We start from the raw sequence: 12,060 nt of genomic DNA, 5'->3' as shown, positions 1-12,060 counted from the left end.
GCGCCGACGTCGTGGCGCCGTAACGCATGGCGGCGTTCAGCCCGGCGCCCGGGTCGGGCGCGACCCGGGCGCCCAGCTCACGCACGGCGGCCCCGACGGCCGCGTCGTCGGTGACGACGACGAGCCCGGTCACGGCCGGTGCCTCCAGCACGGCCGTCACGGTGTCGCGCACCATGGCCAGCGCCAGCTCCGGATGGCGATCAAGGGGTACGGCACCCCGCAGCCGCGTCTTGGCCGCGTCCAGCCGCTTGACCGGGATCACCGCCGTCCACTTCCGCACCACCCCGCCAGTCTGCCAGCGAGACCAGCGTTACCCCTGCCTGGTACCACCGGCCCTGAGCGGGCATGATTTCGTCGCAGGTGAACGTCGGGCGGCGCGCAATCCGTCGCCGATCGAGGGACGGGGGATGCCGTGGCACAGCCGAGGCTCGGATTCTGGCAGCGTGTCGCGGTGATGCTGGTTGTTCCCGTGATGACCGTGCTGACCAGGAAGACCTGGCTCCGCCGCGAGAAGATCCCCACCACCGGCGGTGTGATTCTCGTCCCCAACCACGTCTCGCACTTCGACCCGCTCGTCGTCGCCCACTACATCTACCGGTCCGGCCGCTGGCCCCGCTTCCTCGGCAAGGCGAGCGTGTGGAAGGTGCCGGTCATCGGGTTCCTGCTCGACAAGACCCGGCAGATCCCGGTCGAACGGGGCAGTGTGGAAGCGGTGAAGTCACTGGACACGCTGGTCGAGGCACTGCGCGAGGGCGGCGCGGTGGTGATCTACCCGGAGGGCACCACCACCAAGCACCCGCAGCTGTGGCCGATGCGCGGCAAGACCGGCGCGGCCCGCCTCGCGCTGCTCACCGGCGCCCCGGTGGTGCCGATCGCCAACTGGGGCGCTCAGCAGATCTTCGACCCGCGTACCAACCGGCTGAAACTGCGCCGCACGCACGTCACCGTGACGAGCGGCGAGCCGATCGACCTCAGCCGCTGGGCCGGCGCCACGCCGTCCCGGGAGGTGCTGGACGAGATGACCGAGGCCATCATGCTGGGCGTCCGGGATCTGCTCGGTGAGATCCGCGACGGCGAACCGCCGGCGCTCTACGACCGGCCCGCTCGGCGGGCCTCGACCTCGGAGGACGCACCATGAGGGCGGCCGTCATCGGATCCGGAGCCTGGGGCACGGCGTTCGCCAAGGTGCTCGGCGACGCCGGATCGGACGTGACCATGTGGGCCCGGCGCGAGGTGGTCGCCGCGGAGATCCGGGAGCGGCGCGGCAACGAGGGTTCGCTGCCCGGGGTCCGGCTGGCCGAGCGGGTCACCGCCACCACCGACCTGGCCGAGGCCGTCGCCGGCGCCGAACTGATCGCGATCGCGGTGCCCTCGCAGACGCTGCGCGGCAACCTCGCCGACTGGGCCGGCGCGTTCCCGGACGGCGCCACGGTCGTCTCGCTGATGAAGGGCATCGAGCTCGGCACCCTCAAGCGGATGAGCGAGGTGATCACCGAGACCGCGGGCGTCGCGCCGGAGCGGGTGGTGGTGGTCTCCGGACCCAACCTGGCCCCCGAGATCGCCGCCGAGCAGCCCACCGCCACCGTGGTGGCCTGCGTCGACGAGGGCCGCGCCAAGCAGGTGCAGCACGCCCTGGCGACGCCGTACTTCCGGCCGTACACCAGCGACGACGTGATCGGCTGCGAGCTCGGCGGGGCCACCAAGAACGTGATCGCCCTGGCGTACGGCATGGCGATCTCGATCGGCCTGGGCGACAACACCCGGGCCTCGCTGATCACCCGCGGTCTCGCCGAGACCGCCCGGCTGGGGGTGGCGCTCGGCGCCGACCCCCTGACCTTCGCCGGCCTGGCCGGCCTGGGCGACCTGGTCGCCTCCTGCTCGTCGCCGCTCGCCCGCAACCGCACCTTCGGGGAGCACCTGGGCCGCGGCGAGACCCTGGAGCAGGCGCAGATCGCCACCCGGCAGACCGCCGAGGGCGTGAAGAGCTGCCTGTCCATCCGCGACCTGGCCCGCTCGCACGGCGTCGAGATGCCGATCGTCGAGCAGGTCGAGCGGGTCTGCCACGAGGGTGTGGACCCGCGGGTCGCGGTGAAACTGTTGATGACACGAGAGATGAAACCCGAGTGACCAGCTACTCCGACGGCACCCGCGCGGTGCACGCCGGCCTGCCCGCCCCCGTGGTCGGCGAGCCGTTCCTGCCCGGACCGGTCTTCGCGGCGCCCTACCACCTCGACCCGGCGACCGGGCCGGGGGAGAACGGCTACGCCCGGACCGAGCACCCCACCCGGCGCGCCCTGGAGGCGGCGATCGAGGCCCTCGAGGGCGGGCCCACGCTGGTCTTCGCCAGCGGCCAGGCGGCGATCACCGCGCTGCTTCTCGCGGTGCTGCGCACCGGCGACACGGTCGCCCTTCCCGCGGACGGCTATTTCACGGTACGGGCGTTCGCCGACGGCGCCCTGCGTGACCTGGGTGTGAAGACCGTCCTGGTGCCGACGGCGGGACCGTATCCGGACTTCACCGGCGTCCGGCTGGTGCTGCTGGAGACCCCGGCCAACCCGGGGCTGGACGTCTGCGACGTGCGGGCGATCGCCGCCGCCGCACACGAGGCCGGCGCGTTGGTGGCGGTCGACAACACCACCGCCACACCGCTCGGGCAGAACCCGCTGGCCCTCGGCGCGGACCTGGCGGTGGCGTCCGGCACCAAGGCGCTGACCGGGCACTCCGACGTGCTGCTCGGCTATGTCAGCGCCACCGACCCCGAGCTGCTCGGCAAGGTCGAGACCTGGCGCAAGCAGACCGGCGGCGTGCCCGGGGCGTTCGACTGCTGGCTGGCGCACCGGTCGATCGCCACGCTCGACCTGCGGCTGGCCCGGCAGAGCGCCAACGCGGCCGCGGTCGCCGAGCTCCTGCTGGCCCGCGAGGACGTCGCCGGGGTGCGCTGGCCGGGGCTGCCGTCCGACCCGTCGTACCCGATCGCGTCGGCGCAGATGCGCCGCATCCCCGGGGTGGTCTCGTTCGACCTGGGCTCGGCCGAGCGGGTGGCCCGTTTCCTCACCGCGGCGAAGCTGGTCTTCGCCGCGACCTCGTTCGGCGGGGTGCACACCACCGCCGACCGCCGGGCGCAGTGGGGCGACGACACCGCTCCCGGGTTCGTCCGGTTCTCCTGCGGCATCGAGGACACCGCCGACCTGCTGGCCGACCTGACCGCCGCGCTGGACGGCTCGGCGTGACCGCGTGGAGCAGCTTCAGCGGTGACGAGGTGGCGGCGCTCACCCAGGGCGAGAGCTTCTTCGCCGCGCCGGGGGAGCGGGACTGCCCGGCCTGCGGTGAGCGGCGGCTGCGGGCCTATTTCACCGCGCCGGAGAACGCCCGGCGCCCCACGCTGGTCAGCTACGTCTGGTGCGGGGCCTGCGACAAATTCGTCGGCACCCGCGCCAAGCACCCGGACGGGCTGATCTTCTCGGATCCGCTGGCCGCCCTGCCCGCCGCCGAGCGCCGCGACCTGGAACGCAGCCTCACCGGGTTCCTCGCGCACCTGGACGAGCTCTGGGACCGCGGGGCGCTGCCCCAGACCTTCACGGCTGACGCTCAGGCGCCCAGGTAACGCAGGATCGCCAGGATCCGGCGGCTGTAACCGGTGACGTGGGACAGGTCCAGCTTGTCGAAGATGGTGTTGACGTGTTTCTCGACCGCGCTCTGTGACACGTGCAGGCGGGCCGCGATCGCCGCGTTGGTGTGACCCTGCGCCATGTGGTGCAGCACCTCCCTTTCGCGGGGCGTGAGCGCGTGCAGCGGGTCGTTGCCGTTCGCCGAGAGCAGCTGCTGGACCACCTCCGGGTCGAGCGCGGTGGAGCCGGCGGCGACCCGGTCGAGGGCCTCCAGGAAGTCCTCCACGTGGGCGACCCGGTCCTTGAGGATGTAGCCGACCCCGTCGGAACGGTCGGCGAGCAACTGGGCGGCGTAGCGCTTCTCGACGTACTGCGAGAGGACCAGCACGGCGGTCCCGGGCCACTGCCGGCGCACCTGGAGGGCGGCCCGCAATCCGTCGTCGGTGTTGTCGGGCGGCATCCGGACGTCGGTGATCACGACGTCCGGCCGGTCCCGCTCGACGGCGGTGAGCAACTGGCCGGCGTCGGGAACCGCGGCCACCACCTCGTGGCCCTCGTCGGCGAGCAGCCGGACCAGACCCTCCCGCAGCAGCGTGGAGTCCTCGGCGAGCACTATTCGCACGGCAGCTCCACCCGCAGTTCCGTGCCGTCGCCGGGCGGGCTGTGCACGGCGAACCGGCCGTCCAGGGCGGCGACCCGGCGGGCCAGGCCGTGCAGACCGGTCCCGTCCGGGTCGGCGCCGCCCACCCCGTCGTCCCGCACCACCATCTCGACCCCCGTGCCCGCCGCACCGACCGCGATCGTGATCACCGTAGCCCGGGCGTGCTTGGCGGCGTTCGTCATGGCCTCGCAGGCGACGAAGTAGAGCGCCGTCTCGATCCGCCGGCCCGGCCGCACCGGCAGGGTGTAGTCGATCTTCACGGGCACGGTGGAGCGCTGCGCCACCATGGTGAGCACCTCGTCCAGCGAGCTGTGCGTCAGTGCCGAGGGGTAGACCCGCCAGGCCACCTCGCGCATCTCCTCCACCGCGCGCTGCACGTCGGCGTGCGCCTGGGCCAGCAGGTCGCGGGTCTTGTCCAGGTCGTGGCTGCGGCGGGCCCGGCCGAGCAGCATGCCGAGCGTGACCAGGCGCTGCTGCAGCCCGTCGTGCAGGTCCCGCTCGATCCGGCGGCGCTCGTCGTCGACGGCCGCGATCACCTCGGCCCGGCTGGCCGCCAGCTCGTCGATCCGCTGCCGCAGCGCCTCCCGGCTGCTCTCCTCCAGCAGCCTCCGGGCGAGCCAGCGGTCCAGCCTCGCCACCCCGAGGATGGCCTGCAGGTTCCCGGCCAGCAGGGCGCCACCGAGGATCACCTGCAGCAGGGCGTCGGGCACGCTCATCGTCCCGGTCGCCACCGCGACCACCACGATGGCGGCCAGCCAGCAGCCGACCAGGAGCAGCCCGACGGTGAGCGCGGCCATCAGCGCGGGCACGATGCGGGCGGCGAGGTACGCGTACACCCGCGGCCCGGAACCGGTCAGCGGTGCCGGCGCCGGCGTGCCGGTGGCGATGGCCAGCCGGCGCTGCTCCGCTGCGACCAGGCGCAGCGCGTACCGTTCGGCGACGGGACGGACCCGGGGGCGGGCGACCGCTGCGGCCAGCCCGGCCAGCACCAGGAACAGCAGCTCTACGAGGGCGGTGACGATTCCTGCCGCCACCGCCGCCAGCCGGATCAGCACGGTGGGCACCGGCCGTCACTCCTCCCATCGGTGGCGGGCACGTCCGTACACCGTGCCACGCGTGCGCCGGGGCCGGCGCAGGCGCATCACGACGAAGACGACGGCCGCCAGCGCACAGGTGACGATCACCAGGTTCTTGAAGTTCTCCGCGTACGCCTCGACCGTGTGCCAGCGCGCCCCGAGCTGATAGCCGGCCAGCACGAACACCGTGTTCCAGATGGCGCTGCCCAGCGTGGTGAAGACCAGGAACGTGCCGAGGCGCATGCGTTCCAGCCCGGCCGGCACCGAGATCAGGCTCCGGAAGATGGGGATCATCCGGCCGAAGAAGACGGCCTTCGTCCCGTGCCGGGCGAACCACGCCTCGGTCCGGTCCAGGTCGTCCAGCTTCACCAGGGGCAACCGGGCCACGATCGCGCGCAGCCGGTCCCGGCCGAGCGCGGCGCCGATCCAGTAGAGGGCGAGGGCGCCGGCCACCGAGCCCAGCGTGGTCCAGACGATCGCGCCGAACAGGTTCATCCGGCCCTGCGCCGCGGCGAAACCGGCCAGCGGCAGGATCACCTCGCTGGGAATCGGCGGGAACAGGTTCTCCAGCGCCACGGCCAGGCCCGCGCCCGGCCCGCCGAGCCGGTCCACCAGGTCGGTCGCGAATCCGGCGAGGCCGTCCGCCGCCGGTACTGCTTGCTCCGCATGGGTCATGTCTTGACGCTAGAAAAACGCGCAGGTCAGAACCATGAGGGCGGCCGCCGTCCTCGACTGCGGAAAACCACACCCCGCGGCTGGGGTCAGCCGTGGGTGGCGACGAAGTCGTGCAGCCAGTCCTGCGGCACGTCGGTGCCCGGTTCACCGCCGATGCGGCGCAGCGCCTCACCCGGGCGGATGCCGAGCAACGTCAGCGTCATGACCGCGAGCAGGGTGGACCGGCCGACGTCGCCGGACGACTGGGTGACCACGAAGCGGCCCGCGCGTACCTCCCGGGCCAGCCGGGTGGCGAGGGCGACCATCTGGCCGGCCTCCTCGCGCAGCGCGTCGTTGTCGGGGTCCGGCAGGGGAACCAGCTCCATCCCCTCGGCCTCCGGAACCGGCTCCGCGGTGGAGACCAGCACCTGCACACCAGCGCGGGCGAGCGCCCCCAGCTCCTGCGGTGACCACGGCTCGTCGCGCGGGTGAGCCATCGTCGCCAGTTGACCCGGACCAGGGCCGGCGATCACGTGGAGTGCTGGTGGCATGAACAGGTCGTCCCCTCTGGCCGGGCCGTGGCCGCCGCGATCCCATATCTGGCTTACGCAGAGTAGGGTCACCCCCGGCATGCCCGCTAGCGAGAGGCGCAGAGAAGAGTGACGACCCCCCGGAAGACTCGTGTCGCGATCGTGTTCGGTGGTCGCAGCACTGAGCACGCCATTTCCTGCGTGAGCGCGGGCGCCATCCTGGGTGCGCTGGACCCCGATCAGTACGAGGCGGTCCCGGTCGGAATCACCCGTGAGGGTCGCTGGGTCCTCGCCGCGGGCGACCCCGCTCAGCTCGCCATCTCCGGCACCGACCTGCCCGAGATCACCTCCTCGTCCGGCGACTCGCTCGTCCTCGCGGCCGGTGAGCTGCTCGTCCGCGACCCCGCCGAGGGCATGCGCGACCTCGCCGGGGTGGACGTGGTCTTCCCGGTGCTGCACGGCGCCTACGGCGAGGACGGCACGATCCAGGGCATGCTCGAGATGGCCGGGATTCCGTACGTCGGAGCCAACGTCTTCGCCTCCGCGGCCGCCATGGACAAGGAGTTCACCAAGAAGCTGGCCGTCGTCGAGGGCATCCCGGTCGGGCCGTACGCGGTGCTGCGCGCCGGCGTCTCCCTCTCCGAGGCGGACAAGGAGCGGCTCGGCCTGCCGGTCTTCGTCAAGCCGTCCCGGGCCGGGTCCTCCACCGGCATCACCAAGGTCACCGACTGGGCCGACCTGGACGCCGCGATCGCCACCGCCCGGCAGATCGACCCGAAGGTGCTCGTCGAGGCCGCGATCGTGGGCCGTGAGATCGAGTGCGGTGTGCTCGAGGGCGAGAACGGCGGAGCGCCCGAGGCGTCGCTGCTCGCCGAGATCCACGTCGACGACGCCGACTGGTACGACTTCGAGACGAAGTACCTGGTCGGCAGCCGCTACACGATCCCCGCCGACCTCTCGCCCGAGCTGACCAAGCGGGTGCGGGAGTTCGCGCTGCGGACCTTCACCGCGCTGGACTGCGCCGGCCTGGCCCGGGTCGACTTCTTCGTCACCGAGTCCGGCGAGATCTTCCTCAACGAGATCAACACGATGCCGGGGATGACCCCGACCTCGATGTTCCCGCAGATGTGGGCGGCCACCGGCCTGGAGTACCCGAAGGTCGTGGACCGGCTGATCCGTACCGCGCTGCACCGCGGCACGGGCCTGCACTGAGTTTCTAGATCTTGCAGCCGCTCGGCAGGCCCTCGGTCTTCGACTTCACGGTCCGGACCACCGTGTCGGAGAACTCGTTCGCCCACTGAGCCGGATTCTCGTACGCCGACGGCACGGTCACCTGAACCGCGACCTCACGGTCCATCGTGGTGAGGGTGGCCGCGTCGGCGCCGGGCTTCGCGTACCAGCAGACCCGGTTCATGATCAGCAGCTCGGTGTCCAGCGGCACACAGCCCGGCGTGGTCTTCTCCAGTGACTCGCACATCTGCGGCTGGGGCACGCCGCAGGCGACGGTCAGCGGCGGTTCGCCGTACGCCGCGTTCTGCTCGGGGCCGGCGCTGACCTTGCGGGCCGGCAGGTCACGCACGCTGGTCGGCAGCTGACTCGTCACGGCGAGGCAGACCTGGGTGGCGCGCTCGTCGAGTTTCGGCGCGGCCATCTCCACCGCGGCACTGGGGATAGCCGCGGGCGTTTTGCCCGCTGTTTCGGACTTCTCAGGTTGGATCGCGAGAAAAGCGACAACCCCCACGACCAAAGCCACGGGTACGGCCACCGCGGTCGCCCAGACGGCAGCGACCCGGTTGGTCCGGTCCTTCGGTGGCTCCGTCTTCGGGGTGTCGAGATTCACCATGTCAGAGGTTTACCACGGAGCAGGTTAGCGTTCGCGTGATGCCCGGTACGTACTGGACTTTGCTCACAATCAGCCCGCCGAGCTCGTCGACGGTGTGCGCCTCGGTCAGCACGACCACGTCGTACGGCCCGGTCACGGCGTCGACCCGGACCACCCCCGATATCTTCTCGATCGCGGCGGCCACGTCACGGGCCTTCCCGACCTCCGTTTGGATGAGGATGTATGCCTGGACCACGATCCACTCCAATCCGCCACCACCGATGATCCCCGAAAAGTGAAACTACCGTACGAAGCTGCTCCGCAGCGGGACGCCACCATCGAAGGACTTAGACGTGAGCATCGCAGAGGCCGGTGAATTCGGGCTGATCGGCCGAATCGTCTCCCGGCTCGGCTCCGGCCCCGCCACCCTGCTCGGCCCCGGCGACGACGCCGCCGTGGTGCGCGCGGCCGACGGGCGGGTGGTGGCCTCCACCGACGTACTCGTCGAGGGCCGGCACTTCCGCCGCGACTGGTGCGGCCCGGAAGACATCGGCCACCGTGCCGCCGCCGCCAACCTCGCCGACATCGCGGCCATGGGCGCCACGCCCACCGCGCTGCTGATGGCGCTCTGCGTGCCCACCGGCACCGAGCTGAGCTGGGCGGAAGGGCTCGCCGACGGGCTCAGCGAGGAGGCCGCCCGGGTCGGGGCCTCGGTGGTCGGCGGCGACATGTCGGCCAGCCCCACCCTGATGATCGCGGTCACCGCGCTGGGAGACCTGGGCGGCGCGGCGCCGGTCCGCCGCGACGGCGCCCAGCCCGGCGACGTCGTCGCCCTTTCCGGCCGGATCGGGTACGCGGCCGCCGGCCTCACCGTGCTCTCCCGGGGCTTTCGTACGCCGAAACTGCTCGTGGAGGCCTATCGCCGGCCGGCCGTCCGGTATGCGGCCGGCCCGGAAGCGGCCCGTCTCGGCGCCACCTCGATGATCGACGTCTCGGACGGCCTGCTCCAGGACCTCGGGCACATCGCCACCGCCAGTGTCGTGGGGATCGACGTGCACCGGGACGCCTTCGACGTACCCGACCAGATGCGCGACGCGGCCAGCGCGCTCGGCGTCGACCCGTACCAGTGGATCCTCACCGGCGGCGACGACCACCCGCTCGCCGCGACCTTCCCGCCCGGCGTCACCCTCCCCGAGGGCTGGCAGGTGATCGGTGCCGTGCACGACGGCGCCGGCGTCACCGTCGACCGCAAGCCCTGGTCCGGCGGGGGTCCCGGCTGGGACCACTTCCGCTGAGGTTCTAGGCTCGTCCCGTGCCCGAGTTCAAGATCAAGTCCGCGGACTTCGCCGCGCCCGCAGTCCAGGCACTGGTGGCCGAGAACATGGCCGACCTCTCCGCCCGTTACGGCGGCACCGGCGACGACACCCCGATCTCCGCGGCCGACTTCACCCCACCGCGCGGCGCCTTCCTGGTAGCCGTCGAGGGGAACGCGCTGATCGCCAGCGCCGGCTGGCGCCGCCACGGCGACGACGCCGAACTCAAGCGCATGTTCACCACCCCCGCCGCCCGCGGCCGCGGCGTGGCCCGCCGCATGCTCGCCGCCATCGAGGACTCCGCCCGCGAAGCCGGCTGCAAACGCGTCATCCTCGAAACCGGCGACCGCCAGCCGGAGGCCATCGCCCTCTACGAATCCGCCGGCTACGAGCGAATCGACGATTTCGGCTTCTACGCCGGTCACGAGGGCGTCCTCTCCTACGCCAAGCCTCTCTGACCGCACCGCCCACCCGCCGGTCACCCACCCACCCCCAGACCACCTCTCGGCGCCACTCAGCCCTCCACACCCTCGCCCCAGAGCCCTCCACGCCCTCGCCCCCGAGCCCTCCACACCCTCGCCTTCTCGGCTCTCCGGGCCCCTCGCGCTCTCCGCGCCCTTCGCACCCTCCGGGCCTTCACTCCCGTGCCCTCCGCGTCCTCGCCTTCGCACCCTCCGGGCCTTCGCCCCCGCCCCCTCGGCCGGCCCCTCGCTCTTGGCGCCCCCGCGCTCTCCACCCCCTCGAGCCCTCCGCGCCCTCGCCCCTTCGCCTCCGCGCCCTCGGCCCCGACACCCTCGGCCCCGACACCCTCGGCCCGGCACCCTCGGTCTCCGCGCGCCCGCGCTCTCCACGCCCCGCGCTCTCCACGCCCCGCGCTCTCCACGCCCCGCGCTCTCCACGCCCCGCGCTCTCCACGCCCCGCGCTCTCCATGCCCCGCGCTCATCGTGCACTTCCGCTGTTCGTGCACCCGCGCTTCCGTGCGCCAGCAACTTCGTGCCGCCCTCCTGCGCCGCGTTCTTCGGGCACACGGGTAGGCAGCACTGTTCGTCAGCTATCCCAACGGGCTGTCGGCTGGGGTGGGTTTGTGGCCGTGCAGGCAGCACTGTCCGTCAGCCAGCTTGGTCGGCTGTCGGCTGGGGTGGGTTTGGGGCCGTGCAGGCAGCACTGCGCGTCAGCCAGCTTGGTCGGCTGTCGGCTGGGGTCGGCCTGCGGCCGTGCAGGCAGCACTGTCCGTCAGCCAGCTTGGTCGGCTGTCGGCTGGGGTGGGTTTGGGGCCGCGCAGGCAGCACTGCGCGTCAGCCAGCTTGATCGGCTGCCGGCTGGGGTCGGCCTGTGGCCGAGCAGGCAGCACTCGACGCCAGCCGGATGTGGGCAGATCGGCTGCCAGGGTGAGTTCGCGGGCGATACTGAGGCATGGCCGCCAGCAGTGGCCCGGCCGGCCACGCACGACGCCCGATCCTCCAGGCTCCGCGACCCCGCAAACACCGCCTGTGGAAAACCCTGTGGACGGCAACTAGCCGCCGAACCCGAGGGCTCGGCGGCTAGTTGTCAGAGCTACTTGCTCAGCTCAGGCGCGCGCGACCTTGCCGGCCTTGATGCACGAGGTGCAGACCTTGAGCTTCTTGGTGGTCCCGCCACCGGCCGGGGTGCGCACCGACTGGATGTTCGGGTTCCAGCGGCGGTTGGTCCGCCGGTGCGAGTGGGACACGTTGTGGCCGAAGCCCGGTCCCTTGCCACAGACGTCGCAAACGCTAGCCACGGGATACTCCTGGGTTTGATACGAAAACAGAACTGGAGGCGCCCAGGGAAGCATCGCCCAGGCAACCCGGCAAGGTTACCCGATCCCCGGGCGAGACAGCCAATCGCCCCCGGTCAGGGTGCGTACCCCGCGTTTGTCGGGGGTCGTTAGTACGATTTTCGCGTGCTGGAGACCCTCGATGCCGCCGCGGTCCGCCGCTGGTGTGGTGGTGGGCTCGAAGCGTTGCGGGCGCATCAGCGTGAGATCGACGAGCTGAATGTCTACCCGGTGCCCGACGGTGACACCGGCACCAACCTGGTGCTCACGCTCACCGCGGCCCGGGAGGCGCTGGAGCAGGAGACGCCGGAGCCGGAGGAGTCCGGGGCGGCGAGCACAGCGGTGAGCCGGCTGATGCGGCGGATGGCGCGTGGCGCGCTGCTCGGCGCCCGCGGCAATTCCGGGGTCATCGTGTCGCAGATCCTGCGGGGGATGGCGGACACCTTCGCCACCGCGGTGGCGGTGCGCGGCAGCGAGCTGGCCCGGGCGTTGCGCACGGCGACCGACGCGGCCTATGCCGCGGTCGCCCGGCCGGTCGAGGGCACGGTCCTCTCGGTCGTCGCGGCCGCCGCCGAGGGCGCCGGCCGCATCAAATCCGAC

Annotated in this window: 15 protein-coding genes and 1 pseudogene; 8 read left to right on the top strand and 8 right to left on the bottom strand. The window is 72.2% G+C overall.

Annotated features, from left to right (window positions below):
* Positions 1–283, bottom strand: a pseudogene (locus AB0F81_RS47250) (2-phospho-L-lactate guanylyltransferase); the annotation flags it as partial.
* A 129-nt stretch (positions 284–412) separates the two neighbouring features.
* Here AB0F81_RS47250 and AB0F81_RS47245 point away from each other — a divergent pair.
* The 4 genes from AB0F81_RS47245 to AB0F81_RS47230 are packed head-to-tail and all read left to right on the top strand — an operon-like array spanning position 413 to position 3,604.
* Entirely contained in the window at positions 413–1,138 is a 726-nt protein-coding gene (locus AB0F81_RS47245) for a lysophospholipid acyltransferase family protein (RefSeq protein WP_360210284.1), read from the top strand.
* Positions 1,135–2,127 (top strand): NAD(P)H-dependent glycerol-3-phosphate dehydrogenase, encoded by a 993-nt coding sequence (locus AB0F81_RS47240; protein ID WP_360210282.1) that lies wholly within the window; start codon positions 1,135–1,137, stop codon positions 2,125–2,127. Before AB0F81_RS47245 ends, AB0F81_RS47240 begins: the two co-directional genes overlap by 4 nt.
* Positions 2,124–3,230 (top strand): cystathionine gamma-lyase, encoded by a 1,107-nt coding sequence (locus AB0F81_RS47235; RefSeq protein WP_360210280.1) that lies wholly within the window; start codon positions 2,124–2,126, stop codon positions 3,228–3,230. The genes AB0F81_RS47240 and AB0F81_RS47235 overlap by 4 nt, the downstream gene beginning before the upstream one ends.
* Positions 3,227–3,604: a hypothetical protein gene (locus tag AB0F81_RS47230; protein WP_360210278.1), complete on the top strand. Its 378-nt coding sequence runs from the start codon at positions 3,227–3,229 to the stop codon at positions 3,602–3,604. Before AB0F81_RS47235 ends, AB0F81_RS47230 begins: the two co-directional genes overlap by 4 nt.
* Here the strand turns inward: AB0F81_RS47230 and AB0F81_RS47225 are convergent.
* The 4 genes from AB0F81_RS47225 to AB0F81_RS47210 all read right to left on the bottom strand — a co-directional run bounded on the left by AB0F81_RS47225 (position 3,589) and on the right by AB0F81_RS47210 (position 6,496).
* The gene (locus tag AB0F81_RS47225; protein WP_360210276.1) at positions 3,589–4,230 is read right to left on the bottom strand and encodes a response regulator transcription factor; all 642 of its coding nucleotides are present in this window, start codon (positions 4,228–4,230) and stop codon (positions 3,589–3,591) included. The two genes, AB0F81_RS47230 and AB0F81_RS47225, sit on opposite strands and share 16 nt — an antisense overlap.
* Positions 4,221–5,333, bottom strand: coding sequence for a histidine kinase (locus AB0F81_RS47220; RefSeq protein WP_360210274.1), 1,113 nt, complete (start codon positions 5,331–5,333; stop codon positions 4,221–4,223). The genes AB0F81_RS47225 and AB0F81_RS47220 overlap by 10 nt, the downstream gene beginning before the upstream one ends.
* 6 nt (positions 5,334–5,339) lie before the next feature.
* Positions 5,340–6,020, bottom strand: a complete 681-nt coding sequence (locus AB0F81_RS47215; protein ID WP_360210272.1) for a DedA family protein — start codon at positions 6,018–6,020, stop codon at positions 5,340–5,342.
* Between the two features lie 86 nt (positions 6,021–6,106).
* Positions 6,107–6,496, bottom strand: coding sequence for a hypothetical protein (locus tag AB0F81_RS47210; RefSeq protein ID WP_360210270.1), 390 nt, complete (start codon positions 6,494–6,496; stop codon positions 6,107–6,109).
* 162 nt (positions 6,497–6,658) lie between these two features.
* On the opposite strand from AB0F81_RS47210, the gene AB0F81_RS47205 reads away from it, so the two are divergent.
* Positions 6,659–7,741, top strand: coding sequence for a D-alanine--D-alanine ligase family protein (locus AB0F81_RS47205; RefSeq protein ID WP_360210268.1), 1,083 nt, complete (start codon positions 6,659–6,661; stop codon positions 7,739–7,741).
* A gap of 4 nt (positions 7,742–7,745) precedes the next feature.
* Here AB0F81_RS47205 and AB0F81_RS47200 read toward each other — a convergent pair whose 3' ends face one another.
* Positions 7,746–8,372: a DUF3515 domain-containing protein gene (locus tag AB0F81_RS47200; RefSeq protein WP_360210266.1), complete on the bottom strand. Its 627-nt coding sequence runs from the start codon at positions 8,370–8,372 to the stop codon at positions 7,746–7,748.
* Between the two features lies 1 nt (position 8,373).
* The gene (locus AB0F81_RS47195) at positions 8,374–8,607 is read right to left on the bottom strand and encodes an Lrp/AsnC ligand binding domain-containing protein (RefSeq protein ID WP_196413799.1); all 234 of its coding nucleotides are present in this window, start codon (positions 8,605–8,607) and stop codon (positions 8,374–8,376) included.
* A 97-nt stretch (positions 8,608–8,704) separates the two neighbouring features.
* Between AB0F81_RS47195 and AB0F81_RS47190 the strand changes: the two genes are divergently transcribed.
* On the top strand, positions 8,705–9,646 hold the full coding sequence (locus AB0F81_RS47190; RefSeq protein ID WP_360210264.1) for a thiamine-phosphate kinase: 942 nt from the start codon (positions 8,705–8,707) through the stop codon (positions 9,644–9,646).
* Positions 9,647–9,663: 17 nt separating this feature from the next.
* Positions 9,664–10,122, top strand: coding sequence for a GNAT family N-acetyltransferase (locus AB0F81_RS47185; RefSeq protein WP_360210262.1), 459 nt, complete (start codon positions 9,664–9,666; stop codon positions 10,120–10,122).
* 1,110 nt (positions 10,123–11,232) lie between these two features.
* Here AB0F81_RS47185 and rpmB read toward each other — a convergent pair.
* Entirely contained in the window at positions 11,233–11,424 is a 192-nt protein-coding gene (gene rpmB / locus AB0F81_RS47180; protein ID WP_093401721.1) for a 50S ribosomal protein L28, read from the bottom strand.
* A gap of 162 nt (positions 11,425–11,586) precedes the next feature.
* Here rpmB and AB0F81_RS47175 point away from each other — a divergent pair.
* The coding region (locus AB0F81_RS47175) for a DAK2 domain-containing protein (protein WP_360210259.1) at positions 11,587–12,060 on the top strand (474 nt) is incomplete at its 3' end.

Source organism: Actinoplanes sp. NPDC024001, assembly GCF_040638955.1.
Classification (GTDB): domain Bacteria; phylum Actinomycetota; class Actinomycetes; order Mycobacteriales; family Micromonosporaceae; genus Actinoplanes.
This window is presented reverse-complemented; position numbering and strand designations above follow the sequence as displayed.

Bases quoted from the DNA above. Each gene is read 5' to 3' on its own strand.
- AB0F81_RS47240 (WP_360210282.1), top strand. From the start codon at position 1,135: ATGAGGGCGGCCGTCATCGGATCCGGAGCCTGGGGCACGGCGTTCGCC.
- AB0F81_RS47215 (WP_360210272.1), bottom strand. From the start codon at position 6,020: ATGACCCATGCGGAGCAAGCAGTACCGGCGGCGGACGGCCTCGCCGGA.
- AB0F81_RS47210 (WP_360210270.1), bottom strand. From the start codon at position 6,496: ATGGCTCACCCGCGCGACGAGCCGTGGTCACCGCAGGAGCTGGGGGCG.
- AB0F81_RS47200 (WP_360210266.1), bottom strand. From the start codon at position 8,372: ATGGTGAATCTCGACACCCCGAAGACGGAGCCACCGAAGGACCGGACC.